Raw genomic sequence first — 24,128 nt, 5'->3', positions numbered from 1 at the left:
GGGGTGTTGGGTGCTGGTCAAACGGATTAACCACCGCTTTGGACGTGCTGGCGATAGTCATTATCTTGGTGTTCGTCGCGCTCGTCAGTCGTCTGGCATTTTTGCAGGTGGTACAAGGTAAATATTACGAGCAACTGGCAGACGGCAACCGTATCCGGCTTATTCCTATTATGGCCCCCCGCGGCATTTTCTATGACCGTAACGGGATGACGCTGGTATCCAACCGCCCCGGTTTTACCGTGTCGCTCTTGCCGATTACCGGGCCTGTACCGCCGGAAGTAGTGGACAAGTTAGCCGGGATTTTGGGGATGAAGCGGGAAGAAATTGAGACCAAAATTAAACAGCACACCGGCACCTTTGAACCCATCCGCATCAAGACCGATATTGGCCCGGAAATCGTGACGAAAATCGAGGAGCGGCGCAGCGAGCTTCCCGGGGTGGTAATCGAGATCCAGCCTGTCCGCAACTATGTTTATAATGAGCTTGGCGTACATGTTTTTGGCTATGTCGGCGAGATCAATGATGTAGAGCTGGAAAAAAAGAAAGCGGAAGGCTATAAAGTTGGCGATATTATCGGTAAAGCCGGGCTCGAGCGAGTATATGACCGCCAGTTGCGCGGCACGGACGGCGGCGGTCAGGTAGAGGTTGACGTAACCGGTCGGCCGGTGCAGATTTTGGGCAAAAAAGAGCCGACGCCGGGTAACAACCTTATTTTGACTCTCGATTACCGGGTGCAAAAGGCGGCCGAAGCTGCTATTGACGAACAACTTAAATATCTGCAGACTAAAACAAAATATGTTAACGCAAAAGCGGCGGCCGCCGTGGTTATGAACCCGCAGACAGGTGAGATTATTGCCATGGTCAGCCGACCGGCCTTCAATCCTAATCTGTTTAACGGCGGTATCTCGGCTAAAGACTGGAAGGCGATTAACGAAAATCCTTTTGACCCGATGACAAATAAGGCTATTTCCGGGGAATATCCACCTGGTTCAACTTTTAAAATCGTGACCGGGGCGGCCGCCTTGGAACTGGGGAAAGTTACGCCGGAGGAAAAAATTCTTGATACCGGCAAACACTGGATCATTCCTAAAGGCAATGCGATGGGCGAGGCGCTTGGCTGGATTAACTTTAAGGAAGCGTTATCCAAGTCAGATAACGTATACTTCTACGAGATGGGTTACCGACTTGGTATCGACAACCTGGAGAAATATGCCCGGATGTTTGGCCTTGGTGCTCCCACCGGGATAAATTTGCCTGGTGAAATGGACGGGCTGGTGGCCAACCGTCGTTATAAAGAAAAAGTATACGGCGAAGACTGGTACTTATCTGAAACTTTTGACGCGGCCATTGGTCAGGGCTTTCAATTGGCGACACCGCTGCAGTTAGCGGTGCTTATTAGTGAAGTGGCGAATGGCGGTTATCGCTACCGGCCTTATCTGGTAAGCAAAATTACCGGGCCGGACGGTAGTGTTATCAAAACTTTTCAGCCTGAAATCATGGGCAAGGTCGAGCTTTCGCCACAGACGCTCAATCTGATCCGCGAGTCGCTGGCCGAGGTGGCCAAGGAAGGCGGTACGGCCTGGGAAGTTTTCCGCGATTTCCCGATCACCATTGCTGGCAAGACAGGTACGGCGGAAAACCCCCATGGCGACGACCATGGCTGGTTTGTGGCCTACGCGCCTTATGAAGACCCGCGGATAGCCGTCGCTGTAATTGTCGAACAGGGCGGCTTCGGTGCTTCCTCCGCCGTACCCATTGCGAAGAAAATCTTTGAGGCGGCCTTTAACTTAAATCAGCCGCCGAACGCACAGCAGCGCGTATATAAGCCGCATACCGCCTTATAAGCATGGGGCGGCAAATGAGAGTGATTAAAAGGGGGCCTTGAGCGCCCCTTTTTCCGTTTTCGGCAGGAATATTCCGTTTGGGTCGCGAATTAAATTGCAGATATTCGGTACACATGGTAAAATTTGGGAGAGAATATGGCGGAAACTGTAGTATTTAAAGGAACCAAGGGTGGTCTTAGACTGCTCTTTGATGAAACAGAAGATTTTGCCGTCGTCTTACAGCAGTTAGCCGCAAAGCTGGAGCAGGCTTCCGCATTTTTTACCGCCGGCGCCAGCATTGCCGTTCCGGCGGCAGCTACGTTTATGCCGGAGCAGCGACAGCAGCTCCGCGACCTGTTGGCTCGGTATGGTTTGATCATGGCTGAACCGGAAGCGCCAATGCCGGCCAAGCGGGAAGAGGGGCCGCTAGCCGCAGGCAAGGACAAGCCGTCGGTACTGGTGATCGGCAAGACACTACGTGGCGGGCAGAAAGTGGAATATGATGGCGCCATTATCGTGGTCGGTGATGTAAATCCGGGCGCTGTCGTCATTGCCGGCGGCGACATAACCATCCTCGGCGCCTGCCGGGGCGTTGCCCATGCGGGCGCCTACGGCAACCGGGAGGCGACCATTACCGCCGACCGGCTTATGGCCACGCAACTTAGAATTGCCGATTTAATAGCCCGTGCGCCTGACCATCTGGAAGAGCCGCAGTGTCCGGAGCGGGCACGCATTGTCGGCGAAGCGGTAATTATTGAGCCAGCCTAATAGTATGAGGAGGATTTAGATGGGAGAAGTCATTGTTATAACATCAGGCAAAGGCGGCGTTGGCAAGACGACGACTACCGCTAACCTGGGCACAGGCTTTGCCCTCCAGGGTAAGCGGGTCGTACTTGTTGACGCTGATATCGGACTGCGCAACCTGGATGTGGTAATGGGCCTGGAAAATCGTATCGTTTACGATTTGGTCGATGTTACCGAGGGCAACTGCCGGCTAAAGCAAGCCTTAATCCGGGACAAGCGTTATGAAACGCTGTATTTGTTGCCGGCCGCCCAGACCCGGGATAAAACGGCGGTGAGTCCCGACCAAATGAAGCAGTTGTGTCAGGATTTGGCGCAGGATTTTGACTATGTAATCATTGACTGTCCTGCCGGCATTGAACAAGGCTTTAAGAATGCGATTGCCGGTGCTGACCGGGCGATTATTGTGACTACGCCCGAGGTTTCGGCGGTACGGGATGCCGACCGCATCATCGGTCTTTTGGAAGCTGAAGGCAAACACAACCCCAAGCTCATCATCAACCGGATCCGGCCCCATATGGTGAAAAAGGGCGACATGATGGATATTGACGACATTATCGAAATTCTGGCCATCGACCTTCTGGGGATTATTCCCGAAGATGAGTATATCGTTATTTCCACGAACCGCGGTGAACCCGCGGTGGCCAACCCGGCTTCCCTGGCCAGCACGGCTTACAAAAATATCGTTCGGCGGCTAATGGGCGAGAATGTGCCGCTCATGACATTGGAAGCCGAGGAAGGGTTTTTCGGCAAATTGAAAAAAATTTTAGGCCTGTAAGGTAAGGAGGGAGCGGCGTGTTTGAGTTGTTGCAGAAAGTGTTCGGCAAAGAGACGGGCGGGTCAAAGGACATCGCTAAAGAACGGTTGCGGTTGGTGCTTGTTCACGATCGGGTCAACGTTTCGCCTCAGTTTATGGAAGTTCTGAAAGAGGACATGATTAAGGTCATTTCCAATTACATGGAGATTAATGAGCGGGAAATGGAAGTTCAGCTTACCCATACCAACAGCTCGGTGGCATTGGTGGCCAATATTCCGGTTAACCGTATGAAACGCAGCGCTTTGATGCCCGAGCCTTAAAAGCAGGGGTAGTCCCTGCTTTTGCCACTTTACGTGCGCCTGGATGACGGCGGCGTTTGGGATTATAATATAACAGAAATCTGTTTATAAGGAAAAAATTAAGGATGTTAAACCGTCGTTTACTGAAAAATCTCGATTACACGGTTATCACCGTGACCGTGCTGCTGGTCATGATTAGCCTGGTCATCATTGGCAGCGCCACCCATATCAACACGCCGAGCGAAGACCGTTACTGGTATGTACAGCGCCAGGGTTTGTTCGCCCTTATTAACTTCGTGCTGATTTTTATCATGCTCCATTTCGACTATAAGGCGCTAAGCAAGTATGCCAATATCCTGTACGTCGTCAACCTTGTTATGCTGCTGGCGGTCATGTTTGTCGGCACTTCCGCCCTGGGCGCCCAGCGCTGGATACAAATCGGGCCGATTACCCTGCAACCTTCCGAATTTTCGAAACTGATTATGATTATTTCCCTGGCGCATATGCTGGACAAGCGCATGAATAAGCTTAACACTTTTAAAGACATCATTCCCGTTTTTATCTATGTGGGTGTCCCTTTTCTTCTGGTGCTCAAGCAGCCTGACCTCGGCACGTCTCTCGTCTTTCTGGCCATTCTGTTCGGGATGATTTTTATTGCCGGTATCAGTATTAAGCACTTGCTGGCTATTTTTGGCGCCGGTATCGCCTTTATGCCGATTTTTTGGCACTTTCTCAAAGATTATCAGAAAAAGCGGTTGCTTGTTTTTTTGGATCCCAATGTTGACCCGCTTGGGTCGGGTTATCACATTATCCAGTCCAAGATTGCCATCGGCTCCGGCATGCTTTTTGGCAAAGGTCTCTTTGCCGGTACGCAGAGCCAGCTTAACTTTTTGCCTGAAAACCATACCGACTTTATTTTTGCCGTGATCGGCGAAGAACTGGGTTTTGTCGGCGCCGTTGCCATTCTTTTGTTGTACTTTGTTTTACTGTACCGCGGCGTGAAGATTGCCGCCGCCGCCAAGGATAACTTCGGTACGCTGCTGGCGGTCGGTATTACGTCGATGTTGACTTTCCACGTCCTTGTCAATGTCGGTATGACGGCGGGCATCATGCCGGTGACCGGCATTCCGCTGCCGCTGATGAGCTATGGAGTAAGTTCGCTTACCACCAACCTTATGAGTATTGGCATCTTGCTGAATATCTATATGCGGCGACAGAAAATCCTCTTTTGAACGAAGAGTGCACAATTAGGCTTGTGCACTCTTTTGTTATATTTGAACGGCTTTGTCATATATATTGCATAAGAACTTATTTTCGCGCATATGTGGAGGGGATGGCGATGGCAAAGCTGTGGCATAGATGGAAAAGTCGCTGGGACAGCAGGGACTATCATTGGCAATACCACCGTGATGACGAAGTGGATTACGGCTGGCTGAAGCAGGCGGCGGTGGCAGCGCTTATTTTTTCCGCTGTCTACATTGCCCACGTTTCCGAGACGGTAGTCGGCAGAGTGGTAGATGACGGCATTCGCTATATTCTTGCTACGGAAACCGATTTTGCCTATCTTGCCGACTGGTTGGCAAACTACGCGCCGCGCACGTTTGACACGACGGTGCTCAAACGGGTCCAGACGACTGTTTCCCGTCCGGCCGACCCGCTCATGTATATGAGTAAGCCGGTGGACGGTAAAATTGTTTCCCCTTTTGGCTGGCGAACCCATCCGGTGCTCAAACAGCAAATGCTGCATGAAGGCATTGATATCGAAGCGCCGCTGGGCGCCAGCGTTAAGGCGGCAGCGCCAGGCAAGGTAAAAATGGTTACGGACAGCGCCCAACACGGCCGGGTGGTCATTATTGAACATAGCCAGGAAGTGGAAACGATTTACGGTCATTTAGGCGAAGTGCTGGTAAAACCCAATGAACCGGTTAGCCAGGGCCAGGTAATTGCTCGGGTGGGCAAGACCGGCATTACGGCCGGGCCGCTTTTGTACTTTGAGGTTCGGGAAAAGGGCAAACCGATAGATCCGCTGACACGGCTTAAAGGAACATTCCCGGACAAAGAAGGGAAGTGACAGTTTGCGGGCCGGCAAAGTGGCAGGCGTACAGTTAATCCTTAATAATTGGTTCTTACTGCTGATGGCTTTATTTGCTGCTGCCGGCATGCTAGGAAAAGCGCTGGTGGTGTTTGGCTCGGTTTTGTGGCACGAGACGGCCCATGCCCTGGTGGCGCATCAGCTGGGCTATCGCGTGCGGGAGATCGAACTGCTGCCATTTGGGGGGGTGGCCCGCATCGATCGGCTGGGGGAAGCTGCGGCGAGCGAACTTTGGATTGCCGCGGCCGGACCGCTGTCCAGTCTTATTATGGCCGGCCTGTTAGCTATGGGGCGCACGGCATGGCCAGCGTGGTCGGAGGAACTTACCTTCTGCCTCCATGTTAACTTAACTTTAGCCGCCTTTAATCTCTTGCCGGCACTGCCGCTCGACGGCGGCCGCATTTTCCGGGCGCTGCTCAGCAGAGGGCGGGATTACGGTCAGGCGACGGCGGTAGTCGTCAGGCTGGGTAACCTTATCAGCCTGGGACTACTGGCGGCCGTGGCCTTTGACTACCTTGTCCACCAGAGTATTAATCTCACCTTTCTTATCGCCGCCGTGTTTTTATACGCCGCCGCCAAGGCTGAAGCTTCTGTTGTCAGTTTCCGCATAATGCGGGTGCTGGCCGGTAAAAAGGCCGAACTGACGGCGCGGAGGGTGATGCCCACCGTTCACTTCACGGCGGTGGCGGGTGCGGCCGCCCGTGACGTGGTCCGCCAGTTTGGCCCGGAGCAATATCATATTGTGCTAATTGTCGATGATAATTTTCGCCTGCGCGGCGCCCTTACCGAGACAGAGGTGTGGGAAGCATTGCCCGAGCATGGACTATACGCTAAAATCGGTGATTTTTTACCTTAATCCTGCCGTCTTTGGCAGGATTTTTGCATAAAGCGGAGAAGCTAAGGTTGCATTCGGGAAGTAATGCCGACTCATGGGCAATACTATGGCCAAAAGATGATACTTTTCTTGCTTTGGAGGTAACCGATGATTGTTCTCGATCCGGCCATTCTTAGCAGAGTGGCGAAACCTGCCCGTTATACCGGTCATGAGTGGAACAGTGTGCACAAAGACCATGGCAAGGTCGATGTCACTTTTGCGTTGGCTTTTCCTGACGTTTACGAAGTAGGGATGTCCCATCTTGGACTCAAAATCTTGTACCATATCCTAAACCGGCGACCGGATACGGCCGCGGAGCGCACGTTTGCCCCCTGGGTGGATATGGAGGAGGAAATGCGCCGCCATGGCATTCCGTTATATGCGCTGGAGAGTTTTCGTCCGGTGCGGGAATTTGATGTCCTGGGCTTCACCCTCCAGTATGAAATGAGCTATACCAACATTCTCAACATGCTCGACCTGGCAGGCATTCCCCTGCTGGCGGCCGAGCGGGGCGATAATGACCCGTTTGTCATTGCTGGCGGTCCCTGCGCGTTTAATGCCGAGCCGCTGGCCGATTTTATCGACTTTTTTGTGTTGGGTGAGTCAGAAGAAGCGGTAGAAGAAGTTGTTGCCGGCATTGCCGCCTGGAAAAAGGCCGGCCGGCCAGGTGGTCGCACCGGTTTGTTAGCCCGCATGGCGGCAATCGATGGTGTCTATGTTCCTTCCTTCTATGATGTGACTTACCAAGCCGACGGCACGGTGGCGGCCGTCGTTCCGCGCCGTGCGGAAGCTAAAGCGACCATTACCAAGCGGATTGTTAAGGATCTGGAAAAAATCGACTATCCCACTAACCCGATAGTACCATATACAGATATTGTCCATGACCGCATTATGTTGGAACTTTTCCGCGGCTGTACGCGGGGTTGTCGCTTCTGCCAGGCTGGCGTGCTGTATCGGCCGGTGCGCGAGCGCAAAGTGGAAACACTGCTCCGTCTGGCTGAGGATTTGATAAATAATACGGGTTACAGCGAAATTTCCCTCACCTCGCTCAGTTCGGCCGATTACTCGGGGCTAGACCGGTTGGTAACCGAACTGATTAATCGTTTCCGCGATCGCGGGGTTAGCGTTTCGCTTCCCTCGCTGCGCATCGACAGTTTTTCCATCGAGCTGGCGCAAAAAGTGCAGCAGGTGCGCAAAAGTGGATTGACATTCGCGCCCGAGGCGGGAACCCAACGCATGCGCGATGTCATCAATAAAGGCGTAACCGAAAAAGATCTGGAAGAAGCGGTGGGCGCCGCCTTCCGCGCCGGCTGGTCGGCCGTTAAACTGTATTTTATGATTGGGCTGCCCACCGAACGGGAAGATGATGTGAAAGGCATTGCCGACTTAGCATACCGCGTTCTCGATCTTTATAAAGAATTAAAGGGTCGTCGCGGGGCCAAAGTAACTGTTAGCGTGTCGTCGTTTGTGCCGAAGCCGCATACGGCCTTTCAGTGGTACGGCCAGAACACGGTTGACACTCTCCAGGAGAAACAAAACTATCTCCGCTCGCTTTTGCGCGATCGCGACATTTCCTTCAATTGGCACGATGCCCGCATCAGCTTCCTGGAAGGCGTCTTTTCGCGCGGTGACCGCCGGCTGGGCAAAGTTCTTATGGAGGCTTGGCGGCGCGGCGCTAAATTTGATGGTTGGTCGGAACACTTTAAATACGAAGTTTGGCTGGCGGCCTTTGCGGCGGCCGGACTGGATCCGCATTTCTATGCTACGCGGGAGCGCTCCTTCGCTGAGCGGCTGCCGTGGGATCATCTTGATGCCGGCGTTAACAAGGCTTTTCTGCGCCGTGAATACGAGCGGGCGCTGGCCGGCACTTTCACGGCCGACTGCCGCCGCGATTTATGCAGCGCCTGCGGCGTTTGTCCGGGATTAGGCGTGGATATCATTGACTGGGGGGACAAGCGGTGATGGCCAAAGTGCGGCTGGAGATTACCAAAGGCGATGAAATACGTTATATTTCGCATCTTGACTACTCGCGCACCGTGGAACGGGTGCTTAGGCGAGCCAATGTGCCCGTGGCTTACTCAGAGGGCTTTAACCCGCATATGAAGGTAGCATATGCTTCTGCATTGGCGGTGGGGGTAGCCAGCTGTGCCGAATATGTGGATATTGAACTGACCGAAGAAATACCCCTGGACGATTTTCTCGCCCGGGTGACGCCGCAGCTTCCGGCCGGAATTCGCATAAACCGGGCCCGCTATATCAATCCGAAAACGCCAGCCCTGATGGCGACGGTCAATTTAGCCGTTTACGAAATTCGCGCTCCCTTGCCGCCGGCGGCGGCAGAGGCGGTAAAGGCCAGCCTGGCCCGGTTTCACGACGCGCCGGTGGCTCCTTATGTAAAAGAAAGCCCAAAAGGCCGGCGCGAAGTGGACGTTAAGCAGTATCTAGCCGGGCCGGTGCGGGCCGTAATGGCAAACGGCGCGCTCTGGCTGGAAATGGCGATAAAGATTACTAAGACCGGCAGTGTCAAGCCCGGCGAAGTGCTCGAATGTCTTGTTCGACAATTTGGCCTGCCGATAGAGCCTATGGCGGCCGTAATTGACCGCACTGGCCTGTACATTAGTGACGGGGCGGTGCGGCTGACGCCCCTTGACGTGTAAGGGGAGGCTAAAGGGGGAGAGGGCTGTGGGCAAAACCATTATCGCCAGCATTATGCCGGAAGAAAGTCGGATGGCGCTGGTCGAGGACGGTGAGCTGGTGGAGTATGTTCTCGAGCGGAGCGCAACCGGCCACTTGGTAGGCAATATTTATAAAGGAAAAGTAAAAAACGTCCTGCCTGGTATGCAGGCGGCATTCATCGATATTGGCGGCGACAAAAACGCTTATTTGTATGTAGGGCATGCTGATGCAAACGCAGGCCGGCTTACGGTCGGTCAGGACATACTGATCCAAATTGTCAAAGACGCCAGCGGCAGTAAGGGACCGCGGACGACAACGGGATTAATGCTGCCCGGCCGCTATGCGGTGCTTGCGCCTTATTCCGACGGTACCGGCGTTTCCCGCCGGATCGAAGACGATGCTGAGCGCAAGCGGCTCCGTCAATTAGCCGATAAGGTCAAACCCGACGGTGTAGGTATGATTGTCCGCACCGCTGCCGCCGGTTGCAGCGAAACGGAACTGGCGCGTGATGTGGAATATTTACATAACCTCTGGGCAGCCCTTGCTGCCCGAGCCAAACGGTCGCCGGCCCCGGCCCTGCTTTACCGTGACGTAGACTTAGCGATTCGCATTGTGCGCGATTATCTCGATGATGATGTGACCGAGGTGGTCATTGATAACCGCGATGCTTATGGGCGGGTGTGCGACCTCTTGCAACATCTGGCGCCGGCGGCGCTGGCGAAAGTAAAATTTTATCAATACCCGGAAGATATTTTTGTCCACTACGGTATAGCCGCTGACCTCAATCGCTTGCTCAAACGGGAGGTGGAACTGGCCTGCGGCGGTTTTCTCGTTATTGACCAGACCGAAGCGCTTACCGTCATTGATGTTAATACCGGCCGGTTCGTCGGCGATACCAGCCTTAGTGATACGGTCTTCCGGGTTAACATGGAGGCGGCGGCGGAAATTGCCCGCCAGCTCCGGCTGCGCGATATTGGGGGCATCATAATTGTCGACTTTATCGACATGGCCAAGGCAGAACATAAACAGGCCGTACTTGCTTTTTTGGCGGAAAAAATGCGGCGCGACCGCACGCGTTCCAAAATTTTGGGCCTCACCAGCCTGGGACTTGTGGAAATTACCCGTAAGAAGGGACGACAGGACCTGAATAGTCTTATGTATAGCGAATGTCCCTGTTGTGCAGGACGGGGACGAATTCAGTCGCCCGAGACGGTGGCCATTAATATCCGGCGGCACCTGCGCTGGGCGGCGGCGCAGCGCAAACTGGCATCGCGTCTGGTTATTCAGGCCCACCCGCAGGTTGTGGAAATATTATCCCGCCAGGGCGAATTGGCGCGCCTGGAGCGGGAATTGGCGCGAAAACTTACGCTGGAGTCGGCACCGGCCATGCACCCCGAATGTTACTCTATTTTGTATGATAAAGAATAACCGGGCTTCATTGACAAAGCTTATCCAGGCTGGTAGAATTAATTGATGTAGGCACTGGCCTGCTTTCAACCGCTCGGAGAGGTGGGGAAAATCCGCAAGGTACCGTATCCGGCGAGTCTATAGCAAGGGAGGTGTAGCAATGTACGCAATTATTGAGACTGGCGGCAAACAATACCGTGTAGCCGAAGGCGATGTACTGACGATTGAAAAAATTGATGCCGGTGAAGGGGAAACAATCGACTTCGACCGGTGTTCTCACCGTTGTGAAAGACGGCGAAGTGCTTATCGGCAAACCGATGGTGGCTGGCGCGAAAGTAACTGCCAAAGTGCTGGAACATGGCAAAGGCAAGAAGATTTTAGTTTTCAAATATAAAGCTAAGTCCAACTACCGCAGACGGCAAGGCCATCGTCAGCCCTTTACCAAAGTTGTGATTGAGAAGATTCACGCCTAACCATGATTAGGGTGGAGATAGTTCGTAACCGCGCCGGGGCGATTGAAAGTTTTTGCGTTACCGGCCATGCCAATACGGCGCCGCACGGTGCGGATATTGTGTGCGCCGGCGTATCGGCGCTGACGGATTCGGCGGTGCTCGGTCTCGAGCGCCATCTTGGCCGTAAGCTGACCTTACAGGCCGGCTCAGGTCTTTTGTCCGTGAAATTGGCGGCGCCGCCTGATGAGCGGACAGACGCCATTTTGGAAACTATGCTGTTAGGTATTAAGGAAATTGCTCGCTTATATCCGCGTATTGTTCGGATTGTTGAACACGGGAGGTGAAACACGTGTTTAGGTTTAATCTTCAGCGTTTTGCCCATAAAAAAGGTGTTGGCAGCTCGCGCAACGGCCGCGATAGTGAATCTAAACGTCTTGGCGTAAAGCGCCATGCCGGTGAGGTTGTCACCGCTGGCAGCATTTTGGTGCGCCAACGCGGCACGCATTTCCATCCGGGCGTTAACGTCGGTATCGGCAAAGACGACACCCTATACGCCAAAATTGCCGGACGGGTCGCTTTTGAACGCAAAGGGCGCTACAACCGGCAGGTTAGCGTATATCCCTTGGAAAGCGAACAAGCCATGTAATGAGACAATACCTGCGGTTGACCGCAGGTATTATTTTTTGCTGTGCCGGTAGGAATTTTGTGTTTTAGCGCGAAAGAGTCAAGCAAAGTGCCAATAATCCGGAAGGACTGATAGCAATGGCTACCGGCGAGGTATGTTCCGAACTTATCCGTCTACTGAAAATGCAGCGTCATGACTTTATTAATCACCTGCAGGTCATTCATGCCATGCTGCAACTGGGGCGAGTGGAAAAGGCGCTCAAGTATATCGAAGACTTGTCGCATGACCAGGCACTCGTCACTGAACAATTGGCCAACCATAAAGAGCTGGCCAATTGCCAGCGTAAGACCGGAACGTGATTATTTTTGGGCAAAAAGTGCATATTACTATTACTTGCCAGATATGGCCACTGGCCAAACGAAAAGGCAAAGGGGATTTTGAATGTTTATCGATCGTGCAAGGATTTTTGTCAAGGCTGGCGACGGCGGCAACGGTATGTCCAGCTTCCGGCGGGAAAAGTACGTGCCCAAAGGCGGGCCGAACGGGGGTGACGGCGGCCGCGGCGCCGACGTTTACCTCATTGTCGACGACAGCCTGAATACACTGCTTGATTTTCGGTATAAACGTAAGTTTCAAGGTGAAAACGGCGGCGCCGGCGGTTCCAGCAATAAGCATGGCCGAGACGCCGAAGACCTGTTCATCAAAGTGCCGCCCGGGACCATTGTGCGCGATGAGGCGACCGGCGAAGTGATTGCCGATTTAACCGCGAACGGGCAGCAGGTACTGGTGGCCAAAGGCGGCCGCGGCGGCCGCGGCAACGCCCGCTTTGTTTCCAGTGTTAACCGTGCCCCCACGTTTGCGGAAAAAGGCGAGCCAGGTGAAAGCCGTTGGCTTATTTTGGAACTGAAAGTGTTGGCTGACGTGGGGCTAGTTGGTTATCCCAGCGTCGGCAAATCCAGTATTCTGGCCCGGGTATCGGCGGCAAAACCGGAAATTGCCGCTTATCACTTCACGACCCTGACGCCGGTGCTGGGGGTGGTGAGTGTCGGCGACGGGCGTAGCTTTGTGCTGGCCGACATTCCGGGATTAATTGAGGGTGCTCACGCCGGCGTAGGTCTTGGGCATGATTTTCTGCGCCATATCGAACGGACCAAAGTGCTGATTCATGTCCTTGACGTATCAGGCCTGGAGGGGCGCGACCCTATTGACGATTATCACAAGATTAACGAGGAACTCCGATTGTATAACGAGAAACTGGCCCGGCGGCCGCAAATTATTGCCGCCAACAAAATGGACTTGCCGGAGGCGCAGGCTAATTACAAACGGGTTGCCGAGTACATGGCTCGGGAAGGACGGGAGATTTACCCCATTTCGGCGGCCACCGGCGACGGTCTTCCGCTCTTGATGCAGCGGGCCGCCCAGCTTTTGGCCGAGTACCGGGAAGAGCCGGAAGCGGCCGAGGAGGTAAAAGTTTACACTGCCCAGCCGGAAGAGCCGTTTACGATCCGGCGCGCTGACGACGGCGCCTTTGTGGTCGAAGGCAAAAACATCGAGCGGCTAGTCGCCATGACTAACTTTGACAATGACGAAGCGGTGCGCCGCTTTCAGCAAATCTGGCGGAAGCTGGGCATTGACGATGCGCTGCGCGAGCGGGGGATCCAAGAAGGGGATACGGTACGCATTCACGGTGTAGAATTTGAATTCAGGCCATAGGAGGATTTTATAAAATACGATGTTAACAGGTAAACAAAAACGCTTTTTACGGGCTAAAGGGAGTGTTATCGACCCGGTCGTCCAAATCGGCAAGGCCGGGGTCGTCGGCTCTGTGGCCGCCAGCACCGAACAGGCCCTGCTGGCCCGGGAACTAGTGAAGGTGCGAGTGTTGCGCAACTGTCCGCAAGAACCGGTCGAGGCCATTGCCGCACTGGCTACAGCCGTTGGCGCCGAGGTCGTCCAGGTTATTGGCCGCAATGGCCTGTTATATAAACGTAACCCCGAGAAAAGTAAAATCGAACTGCCGTAATCAGGTAAAAATGGGGGAGAGGGTATGCTAACGCGAAACAGTCTTGCCGCGGCCCGGCGCATTGTCGTTAAAGTAGGCACCAGTACGCTTACCCATAGCACCGGTAAGCTGAACTTACTCCGCATTGAACGGCTGGTAAGAGAACTGTCCGATTTGGCTAACCAGGGAAAACAAATAATTTTAGTGACGTCAGGGGCGGTTGGCGCCGGCATGGACCGGCTGGGCCTCAAGGAAAAGCCGAAAACCATCCCGGAAAAACAAGCGGCGGCGGCGGTGGGGCAAGGTATTCTTATGCATACTTATGAAAAACTGTTCGGTGAGTATGGCCAGACGGTAGCGCAGGTACTCCTGACGCGGGAAGATTCGGTTAACCGCAAGCGCTACGCCAACTCCCGCAACACCTTGCTGACCCTGCTTAATATGGGCGTCATCCCCATCATTAATGAGAACGACGCCGTTGCTATTGATGAGCTAAAAATCGGCGATAATGACACTTTGTCGGCGATGGTGGCCAGTATTGTTGATGCCGACGCGCTTATTATCCTTTCTGACGTGGAAGGTGTGTATACCGCCAACCCGCAAACTAATCCCGATGCCGCGCTGATTGCCGAAATCCGCGAAATTACTCCGGACGTGGAGGCTTTGGCCGGCGGTCCGGGTACCATGCGGGGCACTGGCGGCATGTATACAAAGATCCAGGCCGCGAAAATCGCCATGAGTTCCGGCGTGATGATGGTCATTGCCTCCGGCAGCCGCGACGGCGTGGTACGGGAAGTACTGAGCGGCGCCGAGGTAGGCACCTTGTTTGTGCCGAAAGAAAGCCGTCTGCAAATCCGCAAACGGTGGCTCGCTTTCGGCGCCCGTATTCATGGCGCAATAACGGTAGATGAAGGCTGTGAACAGGCGCTGCTAAAAGGTTCCAGCGTGCTTGCTGCCGGCATTAGGGCGGTAGAAGGCGATTTTGAGCAGGGTAACACCATTCGGGTGCTGTCCCTCACCGGTCGGGAAATTGCCCGGGGGATAACCAACTACAGCGCCGAGGATACTCGCAAAATTATGGGCGCTCATACCAACGAGATCGCCGGTATCCTGGGCTATAAGCTTTATGATGAGGTTATTCACCGGGACAATATGGTATTATTAGTGGGAGGGGGAAAAACGTGATGGACTACCGGGCAGAACTGGAGGAGAAAGGTAGTAGAGCCAAGCAGGCGGCGCGCAAGTTGGCGACTCTGCCGACAAATATAAAAAACCAGGCATTGTTAAATATGGCCGATGCCTTGGAAGAACACCAGGAAACGCTGCTGGCGGCCAACGCCCGTGACATGGAGAATGGACGGGCCAAGGGCCTTAGCTCTTCCTTGCTTGACCGGCTGCTTTTAAATGGCAGTCGCATCAAGGCCATGGCTGATGGCCTGCGGCAAATCGCCGCCCTGCCTGATCCGGTGGGGGAAGTGCTTGGCATGTGGCGACGACCGAATGGCCTCGAAATTGGCAAAGTGCGGGTGCCGCTCGGCGTCATCGGTATTATTTACGAGGCTAGGCCCAATGTCACGGTCGATGCCGCCGGTCTGTGCCTAAAGGCGGGCAACGCAGTCATCCTGCGCGGCGGGTCGGAAGCCATCAACTCCAATATCGCGATCACCAAGGTAATTACACGGGCGGCGCAAGCGGCGGGCATTCCGGAAGGAGCTATCCAGCTGATTGAGACTACCGACCGGCAGGCCGTCAACGCCTTGCTGCGACTAAACCGTTACCTTGACGTTATCATCCCCCGCGGCAGTGCGGGTCTTATTCAAACGGTGGTGGAAAACAGCACTATCCCCGTTATTGAGACTGGTATCGGCGTATGTCACACCTTTGTCGATGCCAGTGCCGATTTGGCAATGGCCCAGGAAATTGCTTTCAATGCCAAGGTATCCCGGCCGGCGGTGTGTAACGCAATGGAAACGCTGCTGGTACACCGGGCTATAGCTGCCGAATTTCTGCCGTCGGCACTGGAGCGGCTGCACCAGGCCGGGGTGGAGCTACGGGGGTGCCCGGAAACGCGGCGCTACCATCCGGCGGTTAAACCGGCCACTGATGAGGACTGGGCGACCGAATATCTGGACCTGATTTTAGCGGTCAAAGTAGTAGGCAATCTGGAAGAGGCGCTGGAACATATCGCTGCCTATGGAACGCGCCATTCCGAGGCCATTGTAACGCGCGATTACGATAACGCCCGGCGTTTTCTGCAGGAAGTAGACGCGGCGGCGGTCTATGTCAATGCTTCAACGCGCTTTACCGACGGCTTTGAGTTCGGTTTTGGCGCCGAAATCGGCATCAGCACCCAAAAGCTTCATGCCCGCGGCCCCATGGGTCTGCCCGAATTGACCAGTATCAAGTATATTGTTTATGGCAATGGACAAATCCGCTAAACGCGGAGGGCTCCTGTCAGACGGCAGGGGTCCTTTGTGTTTTTTGGCGGTCGCCGCGACCACTCCTGATTGACTAGCCAGTCACAAACCCGTACAATGAATTTAAAAGACTGGGTTACAGACCAAGGCCAATGATATAGTGGAGGGGAGCATGTTATGCAGGCTCTATGGCGCAAACTGCTGCAACACAAGAAATGGTGGATTTTGCTAATAATCATTGCGGTGGCGGTTAAATTCGGCGCGCCACTGCTGTGGACGGAACCAAAGCCGGCGACAGTTGGCCGCTCGGTGGCGGTGGAACGGGGCGACATTACATCAGTCGTATCGGCGACTGGAACAATCAAGCCGGTGAACAGTGTAGATATCAGCTCCAAAATAACCGGACTGATTAAAGAAGTACGGGTAGCGGAAAACGATCAGGTGAAAGCCGGTCAGGTGCTGATCGTTTTGGACGATACGCATCTCCGGGCGCTTGTCAACCAGGCAGCGGCCCGTCTGGCCAATGCTGCCGCGAACTTGGAGCGCTCGCAGCGGCTGGCGGCTATCGGCGCGATTTCCCAGCAACAATTGGATGCCGCCCGCATGGATTATGATGTGGCGAAAGCCGCCTATGACGACGCCCAGTCGCAGCTTGAAGATACTACTATCAAGGCGCCGATTGACGGCAAAGTTATCGGCAAGCCGATTCCGGCCGGTCAGACCGTGGCGCCGGGGATTTCAAACCCGATGGTGCTCATGACCATCGCCGATATGTCGAAAATGCAGATTGAAACCCAGATTGACGAGTCTGATATTGGCAAAGTAAAAGTGGGCCAAAAAGCCACGTTCACAGTCGACGCTTACCCCGGCCAGACCTTTTCCGGCGTGGTATCCAGTATTTCGGAAAAGGCGTCTATCCAACAAAACGTGGTCTACTATCCCGTCATTATTGACGTGGAAACAGGCGCCGGGTTGCTTAAACCGACCATGACGGCCCGGGTTTCCATCCTGGTTGGTGAAAGCAAGAACACGCTCTTAGTGCCGCTGATGGCGGTTAAAGAAAATAAAGGCCAGCGTTATGTTCAAGTGCTGCGCGCTGGTCAGCCCCAAAATATTCCGGTTAGTATCGGACTGACGAGCGACGATAAAGTAGAGATTACCAGCGGCTTGGCCGAAGGCGACCTGGTCCTGCTACCGCAGGCTAAACAACCGGCCGCACCGCCCAATGCCCTCAGGCGGTTTTTAGGCCGTTAGCGGGGGTGGCGGCATGAGTATTAATCTAAAAGATATTGCCAAAATATATCACATGGGTGACCAGGTAGTGCATGCTTTAGCCGGGATAACGCTGGACATTGCCGCCGGTGAGTTTACCGCTATCATGGGTCCGTCCGGGTCCGGCAAATCGACGCTGATGAATATTATTGGTTGCCTTGACCGGCCCACCAGCGGCTCTTACCGGCTGGACGGACAGGAAGTCGCCAGCCTAAATGACGACGAGTTGGCCGTCACTCGCAATCAAAAAATTGGCTTCGTGTTTCAGAACTTTAATTTGCTGCCGCGCATGACGGCCCTGCAGAATGTAGCATTGCCGCTTGTCTACGCCGGGGTTGCCAAACATGAACGGCTAGAGCGCGCGGCGAAAGCTTTAACCATGGTCGGCCTTGAACACCGCCTGCACCACCGTCCCAACGAATTGTCGGGCGGTCAGCGGCAGCGGGTAGCCATTGCCCGCGCGCTGGTCAATAATCCGGCGATACTGATGGCTGACGAGCCGACCGGTAACCTTGACACCAAGTCAGGGGACGAGATTATGCAAATCTTTACTGACTTGAACCGGCAAGGACGGACCATTATCCTTGTTACGCATGAACCGGACATTGCCGCCTTTGCCCGGCGCATCATTCATATTCGCGACGGACAAGTCGTGCGGGATGAAAGGCGATAGGGGGGAGGAAAGCGACGTGTTTTGGGAAAGCGTCCTTATTGCCCTCGAAGGGTTAAAAGCCAATAAGCTGCGCTCTATTCTCACTATGCTGGGCATTATTATCGGCGTTGGCGCCGTTATTGCCATGGTGTCCATTGGCTTGGGCGTGCGGGAAAAAGTACAAAACTCTATTGCCGGGCTTGGCAGTAATCTGCTTATTGTCACCCCGGGAGCGACGTCGCCCACCGGCGTCCGGCTAGCGGCTGGTTCGAGCACTACGCTGACGAACAAGGACGCCCAGGCTATTGCCCGGGAAATCGCCGGGGTCAGTATGGTCGCTCCCAGCGTCAGTCGCCAGTACCAAATCGTGTACGGCAACAAAAACTGGATCACCAACGTGCAGGGTACAACGCCGGAGTTTCTCGCTGTTCGCAATTTCACGGTAGAAACGGGAACTTTTTTTACCAACCAGGATGTAGATACGCGGGCTCGTGTGGCCGTGTTGGGCAAGACCGTGGCGGAAAATCTCTTTGGCGACATCAGCCCTGTCGGGCAGACCATCAGAATAAACAAAGCCCCGTTTCGCGTTATCGGTGTGCTACAGGCTAAAGGTCAATCGGCCAGTGGCGCCGATCAAGATGACTTGATCGTTATTCCCTTGACGACGGCGCAGGAGAGGATGCTGGGGATTACGTACCTGCACAGCATTAGCGTGCAAGCAGCAAGTCCGGAAGTAATCAACCAGGTGCAAGAAGATATCACCACCTTGCTGAGAACGCGCCACCGATTAGGGCCCAATGTTCCCGATGACTTACAGTGCGCAACCTGGCGGCCGTTATGGCCACCGCCGAGGAAACCACCCGGACAATCACGCTGCTATTAGGTAATATTGCCGCCATTTCTCTCTTGGTTGGCGGCATCGGCATCATGAATATCATGCTGGTGTCGGTAACGGAGCGGACGCGGGAAATAGGCATCCGCAAGGCTCTTGGCGCCACATACCGCAATATTTTGCTCCAGTTCTTGATTGAAGCGGTCATTATTGGTGTGACCGGCGGTCTAATCGGAATTGCCGTGGGGATAGGCGGGGTGTATGTTATTTCGGTTCTTGCCGAGTGGAATACGGTGATCTCATTCGCGGCTATTTTCATGGCGTTTGGTTTTTCCGTACTTGTTGGCTTGTTTTTCGGCATCTATCCCGCTCGTAAAGCGGCGCTGCTTGATCCCATCGAGGCTCTGAGGTATGAATAAATTCCGTTTCTGGTACAATAAAAACATAACCGGTGAAAGGAGTCGTTTATGGGATACTTTTACGCCCTATGGAATTATCTTAAAACGGACAAGGCCCGTTATGATCTGATGGACTATATTCGGGCTGCTATCATTATTGGCGCGGTCATGGCCATGGTGCGCGTGCTGGCGGACATCCTTCTTTAGTCCCGCCATTTGTTTCTTCCAAGTTGGACAACACTCTGCTATAATAGGAAAAGAACTTATTCATAGCAGGGAGAGGGCCAAATGGCGGAGGGTAAGACACGGATTGGCATTATGGGCGGTACTTTCGATCCCATTCACATTGGGCATCTTGTGACGGCGGAAGCAGTCCGGATTGAGTTCGGCCTGGACAAAGTGCTTTTCATTCCGGCGGCTAATCCGCCGCATAAACAGCATGCGCAGGTAACGCCGGCGATTCACCGTTATATTATGACGGTTATGGCGACCTATTCCAATCCCAGCTTTTTTGTATCGCCCATCGAGCTTGAGCGCCCAGGCCCATCATATACCATTGATACAGTACGGGCCCTTATTGACCAGTACGGCGAAAAATCGGACTTCTATTTCATTACCGGCGCCGATGCCATTGCCGACTTGCCAACCTGGAAAGACATCGACGAACTGCTCGGTTTGTGCCACTTTGTTGCTGCTACCCGCCCCGGATGCATCAGCATGATTGATGCGGTCATTCGCCGGTTCGGGGCCAAAGGCCGTCAGCGTATTCACCGGCTAGCCACGCCGGAGCTTGAGATTTCGTCTACCGATATCCGCGAGCGCGTAAAACTTGGGCGGTCGATTAAATACATTGTCCCCGAAAGCGTGGAGCAGTATATTCTTAAAGAAGGTTTATACCGTGGCTAGCAGTGTGCCAAATTAAGGCAGGCATAAATTACGGAGAATCGTAAATAATGAAAATGTAAACATCATCCCAATTCGCGAAAGAGGTGATTCTCCGCATGGCCAAAACACTGTATGTCGGCAATCTTCCTTGGGGAACTACTGAAGCGGCGCTTGCTGATGCTTTCCGGCCGTATGGCACGGTGTACTCCAGCCGTATTATTATGGATAAGGAAACAGGGCGCTCCCGGGGGTTCGGCTTTGTCGAAGTAGCCGATGAAGATGCTGAAAAAATGGTAACGGCAATGAATGGCTCAGAGCTTGGCGGTCGCCAGATTGTCGTCAACGAAGCCAAACCGCGGCAGGGGTAAGTACTGAGCAAGCGCCAACTTGATATAGGGGAAAGAGCCTCCTTGCGGGGGCTTTTTATTTTTAGAGGAATAATGGAAGAAAAGGGCGAATTTTGTTGTGGGTGAAAGTTATGGATTATCAACAAATTAAGGCAAAATTAGCACGACGTCTAACGCCTAAACGGCTGGCTCATTCCGTAGGTGTAAGCGAAACATCCGCCTGGCTGGCGGAAAAATACGGCGCTGACGTCCGCGAGGCGCGGCTGGCCGGTCTAGTGCATGACTGCGCCCGGGAGATGACCAGCAATACCCTATTGCAATTGGCAGAGGCCTTTGGTATAGTGGTGAATGATGTCGAACGGCAGGAGCCTGTTTTGCTTCACGCTCCTGTCGGGGCGGCGCTGGCCGAACGGGAATACGGCATCCGCGATCCCCAAATCCTGCGGGCGATTGCTTTGCATACTACCGGCGGCGCAGATTTAACTTTGCTGGACAAAATTGTCTACCTCGCCGATTTTATCGAGCCTCATCGCGATTTTCCCGGCGTAGACAAGCTACGTTCGCTGGCGGGAATAGACTTGGACGCGGCAGTACTTGCCGCATATGACCAGACGCTGCAGTATATTGTCAGCCGCCGTGCCCTGCTCCACCCGGCTACGGTAGAAGGCCGCAACCAGTTGCTGATAAAGCTGAAATAGTATTTGTGCATCTGTCTTGGGAGAGGAGGATGACTATGCGCAAAACGCGACGTCGCATCCGCTGGTCCCGCGTCTTTTTGTTGCTCTTTGTGCTTGCTGCTCTAACCGTTTCGCTGGCTGGCGCAGCCCTTTACGCTTACAATGCTTTTTTTGCTGCGCCGGTGACCGCGCGGGAGACGCCGGTGCCGGGGTCGTCCCTGCCTTCTGCTGATAAGCTTAATAAACGCGTAAATGTGCTGCTGCTAGGGATTGATGACGGCGACCCGGAAACACCGGGTGCGCCCCGACGCTCTGATACGATGATGGTAGCCAGTGTCAACCCGGATGACGGCACGGTCAGCCTGCTATCCATTCCCCGTGATACGCGGGTCATCATTCCCGGACATAAGGGTTATGATAAGATTACCCATGCCTTCGCCTACGGTGGGCCACAGCTTGCCGTTCGTACGGTGGAGCAGCTGTTATCCATTCCAATTAACTATTATGTGGTCGTTGATTGGCGTGGGTTCATAAAGCTGATGATATTTCTGGGTGGCGTCGACCTTTATGTGGAAAGTAATATGGATTATGAAGACCCCTATGCTGGGTTAAAAATTCATTTGGACAAAGGTTATCAACATCTGGATGGCCAAAAGGCAGGTCAATATGTCCGCTTTCGCCATGATGAGTTAGGGGATATTGGTCGCGTACAACGCCAGCAGCGGTTTTTGAAGGCGTTGGCCAATGAAATGCTGCAGGTTGGAACCATTTTTAAACTGCCGGCTTTGGTGTCGACCATTGATCAATATGTTGAGACCGACATGAGCCTGTTTACGATGATAAGGCTGGCTAATAGCCTTAAAGGCCTGCAGGCCGGCGGTATGCGCACCGAAGTGCTGCCGGGCAATTTTGCTACTATTGACGGTCTCAGTTTTTGGGTGGCTGACAAAGAACAGACTAAACAGATTGTGGAAAAAATGTTTTCCGCCCAAACGACTAAGGTTGGCCAGTTGCCGACCCATTAGAACAACCTGCGGCTAAAAACCGCAGGTTGTTGGTCTCCCGTCCTTGAGGGGCAGCTAGGTTTGCACCACTGCTAAAAAGCTTAGTGCAAAAGTTTTCCGAGAGGAGCCTTGGTGTTTGACGAGAATAGAATATTATAAGGCGAAGAAGCTAAAATAGAGTTACTCATTTGCAGGAGGTAGAGTAATGGCTGATACACCCATTCATATGCCGGAACTGGTTGCCGCCGCGGCCAGTGATAAAAAAGCTCGTGATATTGTAATCCTTGATGTGCAAGGCATATCGCCCGTAACCGATTATTTTGTTATTTGCAGTGCCAACACCAGCACGCAAGTCCAGGCCATTGCTGACAATATCGAGGAAAAACTTGAGGAGCAAGGCGTAAAGCCTTTGCACAAGGAAGGATACCGCGAGGCACGGTGGGTGCTATTAGATTACGGTTCCTGCGTGGCTCATATCTTTGTGGAAGAGGACCGGCGGTTTACAACCTTGAACGGCTGTGGGGCGATGCCAAGGCCAAGGTGTACCATGAATAGTCGCTCTAAGTCTATGATCACGTCCAGACTAGAACCTGGGCAGGTAGTAACGCTGAAAGTAGCACGGCAGACAGATCTGGGAGCTTTTTTGGATGCCGGCACCGGCCGGACGGCGGATGACATTCTGCTGCATAAAATGCAGCAAACGGCGCCGGTAGCAGTCGGGGAAGAAGTTAAAGTTTACTTATATCGCGATCCCAAAGGCCGTTTAGCCGCCAGTATGCGTTTGCCGCAGATGCGCCCCGGGCAGATTGCCAGAGTGAAAGTGATTAATGTGACTCGGGACGGTGCGTTTGTCGACATTGGCGCCGAGCGGGGCGTCTTTATGCCTTTTGCCGGTATGCGCGGCCGGGTAAAGCGCGGCGACCGGGTATGGGTCAAGTTGTATACAGACAAGTCCGGACGGCCAGCAGTTACAATGGATGTGGACGAAGAAATCGCCCGGGCGGCACGGCCGGCGCAGGATATCAAAATTGGGGATCAGGTTGCCGGTACTGTTTACAGTGAAGGGGAAAACGGTTTCTTTTTATTTACCGGCGAACGTTACATCGCTTTTCTCCATAAAGACGAGATTACCAGGCCGCTTAGAATGGGCGAGGAGATTGTCGTCAGAGTAACGTATCTTCGTCCTGACGGCCGTATTAATGTTTCCATGCGGCCGCAAAAGGAAGAGGCTATTGGGGTAGATGCGCAAAACATTCTGGCTGTGCTGCGCTCGCGCGGCGGCAAGATGCCTTATAGCGACGAGACGGCGCCGGAAGTGATCAAAGAAAAATTTCAGATCAGCAAAGCTGCCTTTAAACGGGCGCTGGGGCGCCTGATGAAAGAAGGACTTGTTGTTCAGCAGGAAGGCTGGACATACCTGGTTGAGTAAGAGGTTGAAGAAGCGTGAAAGCAGCCTTTTCGGCTGCTTTCACGCGGTAAGCTTATGTAAAATTTTTTATAACAAAACTGTTGACATTATGTCGCATAATACGATATAATAACCAATGTCGGCGGGACATGCGGCGACAAAATGATAAAGAACATGGGGATATAGCTCAGTTGGGAGAGCGCTTGAATGGCATTCAAGAGGCCAGGGGTTCGACTCCCCTTATCTCCACCAAGTAAAATCAAGGCCTGCGAGGTGCCTACCACGTAGGTCTTGATTTTTTACATTTACTAACAATCGGTATGCAAACATACCGGATTTAGCAAAAGTCAAAAGCCATAGTATTAGTATTGTCTTTCGTTTAGTTTTGCCTAAGCTCAAAGCCAATAAAAAAATATAGTCGTACGAAC

At 53.5% G+C, this 24,128-nt stretch carries 23 protein-coding genes, 1 tRNA gene and 4 pseudogenes; all 28 read left to right on the top strand.

What is annotated here, in order from left to right:
• Positions 1-38 precede the first annotated feature (38 nt).
• The gene (gene mrdA, locus TCARDRAFT_RS04160; RefSeq protein WP_007288763.1) at positions 39-1,844 is read left to right on the top strand and encodes a penicillin-binding protein 2; all 1,806 of its coding nucleotides are present in this window, start codon (positions 39-41) and stop codon (positions 1,842-1,844) included.
• Positions 1,845-1,979: 135 nt separating this feature from the next.
• Positions 1,980-2,591, top strand: coding sequence for a septum site-determining protein MinC (locus TCARDRAFT_RS04155; protein WP_007288762.1), 612 nt, complete (start codon positions 1,980-1,982; stop codon positions 2,589-2,591).
• Positions 2,592-2,610: 19 nt separating this feature from the next.
• Positions 2,611-3,402, top strand: coding sequence for a septum site-determining protein MinD (minD, locus tag TCARDRAFT_RS04150; protein ID WP_007288761.1), 792 nt, complete (start codon positions 2,611-2,613; stop codon positions 3,400-3,402).
• Between the two features lie 17 nt (positions 3,403-3,419).
• Complete coding sequence (gene minE / locus TCARDRAFT_RS04145; protein ID WP_007288760.1) at positions 3,420-3,701, top strand: cell division topological specificity factor MinE; 282 nt, start codon at positions 3,420-3,422, stop codon at positions 3,699-3,701.
• Positions 3,702-3,805: 104 nt separating this feature from the next.
• Positions 3,806-4,912 (top strand): rod shape-determining protein RodA, encoded by a 1,107-nt coding sequence (gene rodA, locus TCARDRAFT_RS04140; protein WP_007288759.1) that lies wholly within the window; start codon positions 3,806-3,808, stop codon positions 4,910-4,912.
• 107 nt (positions 4,913-5,019) lie between these two features.
• Positions 5,020-5,751 (top strand): M23 family metallopeptidase, encoded by a 732-nt coding sequence (locus TCARDRAFT_RS04135; protein ID WP_007288758.1) that lies wholly within the window; start codon positions 5,020-5,022, stop codon positions 5,749-5,751.
• A gap of 4 nt (positions 5,752-5,755) precedes the next feature.
• Positions 5,756-6,628, top strand: a complete 873-nt coding sequence (locus TCARDRAFT_RS04130) for a M50 family metallopeptidase (RefSeq protein ID WP_007288757.1) — start codon at positions 5,756-5,758, stop codon at positions 6,626-6,628.
• Between the two features lie 126 nt (positions 6,629-6,754).
• Positions 6,755-9,303: pseudogene (locus TCARDRAFT_RS04125) on the top strand (TIGR03960 family B12-binding radical SAM protein).
• Positions 9,304-9,328: 25 nt separating this feature from the next.
• On the top strand, positions 9,329-10,750 hold the full coding sequence (locus TCARDRAFT_RS04115) for an Rne/Rng family ribonuclease (protein ID WP_007288754.1): 1,422 nt from the start codon (positions 9,329-9,331) through the stop codon (positions 10,748-10,750).
• Positions 10,751-10,889: 139 nt separating this feature from the next.
• A pseudogene (gene rplU / locus TCARDRAFT_RS04110) lies at positions 10,890-11,202 on the top strand (50S ribosomal protein L21).
• A 2-nt stretch (positions 11,203-11,204) separates the two neighbouring features.
• Positions 11,205-11,525 carry a ribosomal-processing cysteine protease Prp gene (locus tag TCARDRAFT_RS04105; RefSeq protein ID WP_007288752.1) on the top strand — a complete coding sequence of 107 codons (321 nt, stop codon included), beginning with the start codon at positions 11,205-11,207 and terminating at the stop codon, positions 11,523-11,525.
• Positions 11,526-11,530: 5 nt separating this feature from the next.
• Positions 11,531-11,827 (top strand): 50S ribosomal protein L27, encoded by a 297-nt coding sequence (rpmA, locus tag TCARDRAFT_RS04100; RefSeq protein ID WP_007288751.1) that lies wholly within the window; start codon positions 11,531-11,533, stop codon positions 11,825-11,827.
• Positions 11,828-11,943: 116 nt separating this feature from the next.
• Complete coding sequence (locus TCARDRAFT_RS04095) at positions 11,944-12,165, top strand: Spo0B domain-containing protein (protein ID WP_007288750.1); 222 nt, start codon at positions 11,944-11,946, stop codon at positions 12,163-12,165.
• Between the two features lie 82 nt (positions 12,166-12,247).
• The gene (gene obgE / locus TCARDRAFT_RS04090; protein WP_007288749.1) at positions 12,248-13,519 is read left to right on the top strand and encodes a GTPase ObgE; all 1,272 of its coding nucleotides are present in this window, start codon (positions 12,248-12,250) and stop codon (positions 13,517-13,519) included.
• Between the two features lie 19 nt (positions 13,520-13,538).
• Positions 13,539-13,829 (top strand): ribosome assembly RNA-binding protein YhbY, encoded by a 291-nt coding sequence (gene yhbY, locus TCARDRAFT_RS04085; protein WP_007288748.1) that lies wholly within the window; start codon positions 13,539-13,541, stop codon positions 13,827-13,829.
• 24 nt (positions 13,830-13,853) lie between these two features.
• Complete coding sequence (gene proB / locus TCARDRAFT_RS04080) at positions 13,854-14,993, top strand: glutamate 5-kinase (protein WP_007288747.1); 1,140 nt, start codon at positions 13,854-13,856, stop codon at positions 14,991-14,993.
• The gene (locus TCARDRAFT_RS04075) at positions 14,993-16,246 is read left to right on the top strand and encodes a glutamate-5-semialdehyde dehydrogenase (RefSeq protein WP_007288746.1); all 1,254 of its coding nucleotides are present in this window, start codon (positions 14,993-14,995) and stop codon (positions 16,244-16,246) included. The genes proB and TCARDRAFT_RS04075 overlap by 1 nt, the downstream gene beginning before the upstream one ends.
• Before the next feature lie 156 nt (positions 16,247-16,402).
• Positions 16,403-17,479, top strand: a complete 1,077-nt coding sequence (locus TCARDRAFT_RS04070; protein ID WP_007288745.1) for an efflux RND transporter periplasmic adaptor subunit — start codon at positions 16,403-16,405, stop codon at positions 17,477-17,479.
• A 13-nt stretch (positions 17,480-17,492) separates the two neighbouring features.
• Positions 17,493-18,170 carry an ABC transporter ATP-binding protein gene (locus TCARDRAFT_RS04065; RefSeq protein ID WP_007288744.1) on the top strand — a complete coding sequence of 226 codons (678 nt, stop codon included), beginning with the start codon at positions 17,493-17,495 and terminating at the stop codon, positions 18,168-18,170.
• Between the two features lie 16 nt (positions 18,171-18,186).
• Positions 18,187-19,400 (top strand): annotated as a pseudogene (locus tag TCARDRAFT_RS04060) (ABC transporter permease).
• Between the two features lie 48 nt (positions 19,401-19,448).
• Positions 19,449-19,586, top strand: a complete 138-nt coding sequence (locus TCARDRAFT_RS15715) for a hypothetical protein (RefSeq protein ID WP_198003893.1) — start codon at positions 19,449-19,451, stop codon at positions 19,584-19,586.
• Between the two features lie 81 nt (positions 19,587-19,667).
• Positions 19,668-20,285 (top strand): nicotinate-nucleotide adenylyltransferase, encoded by a 618-nt coding sequence (nadD, locus tag TCARDRAFT_RS04055; protein WP_007288741.1) that lies wholly within the window; start codon positions 19,668-19,670, stop codon positions 20,283-20,285.
• Between the two features lie 95 nt (positions 20,286-20,380).
• The gene (locus TCARDRAFT_RS04050) at positions 20,381-20,632 is read left to right on the top strand and encodes an RNA recognition motif domain-containing protein (RefSeq protein WP_007288740.1); all 252 of its coding nucleotides are present in this window, start codon (positions 20,381-20,383) and stop codon (positions 20,630-20,632) included.
• A 110-nt stretch (positions 20,633-20,742) separates the two neighbouring features.
• The gene (gene yqeK / locus TCARDRAFT_RS04045; RefSeq protein WP_007288739.1) at positions 20,743-21,309 is read left to right on the top strand and encodes a bis(5'-nucleosyl)-tetraphosphatase (symmetrical) YqeK; all 567 of its coding nucleotides are present in this window, start codon (positions 20,743-20,745) and stop codon (positions 21,307-21,309) included.
• 35 nt (positions 21,310-21,344) lie between these two features.
• On the top strand, positions 21,345-22,313 hold the full coding sequence (locus tag TCARDRAFT_RS04040) for an LCP family protein (protein ID WP_007288738.1): 969 nt from the start codon (positions 21,345-21,347) through the stop codon (positions 22,311-22,313).
• Positions 22,314-22,497: 184 nt separating this feature from the next.
• Positions 22,498-22,847: pseudogene (rsfS, locus tag TCARDRAFT_RS15710) on the top strand (ribosome silencing factor).
• Complete coding sequence (locus tag TCARDRAFT_RS04035; RefSeq protein WP_040683061.1) at positions 22,840-23,721, top strand: CvfB family protein; 882 nt, start codon at positions 22,840-22,842, stop codon at positions 23,719-23,721. The pseudogene rsfS and the gene TCARDRAFT_RS04035 overlap by 8 nt, the downstream one beginning before the upstream one ends.
• Positions 23,722-23,876: 155 nt before the next feature.
• Positions 23,877-23,952, top strand: a tRNA-Ala gene (locus tag TCARDRAFT_RS04030).
• Positions 23,953-24,128 lie beyond the last annotated feature (176 nt).

This window comes from Thermosinus carboxydivorans Nor1, from assembly GCF_000169155.1.
Taxonomy (GTDB): Bacteria; Bacillota; Negativicutes; order Sporomusales; family Thermosinaceae; genus Thermosinus; species Thermosinus carboxydivorans.
Note: the sequence above shows the minus strand (reverse complement) of the source record. Positions and strands in the feature narration are given on the sequence as shown.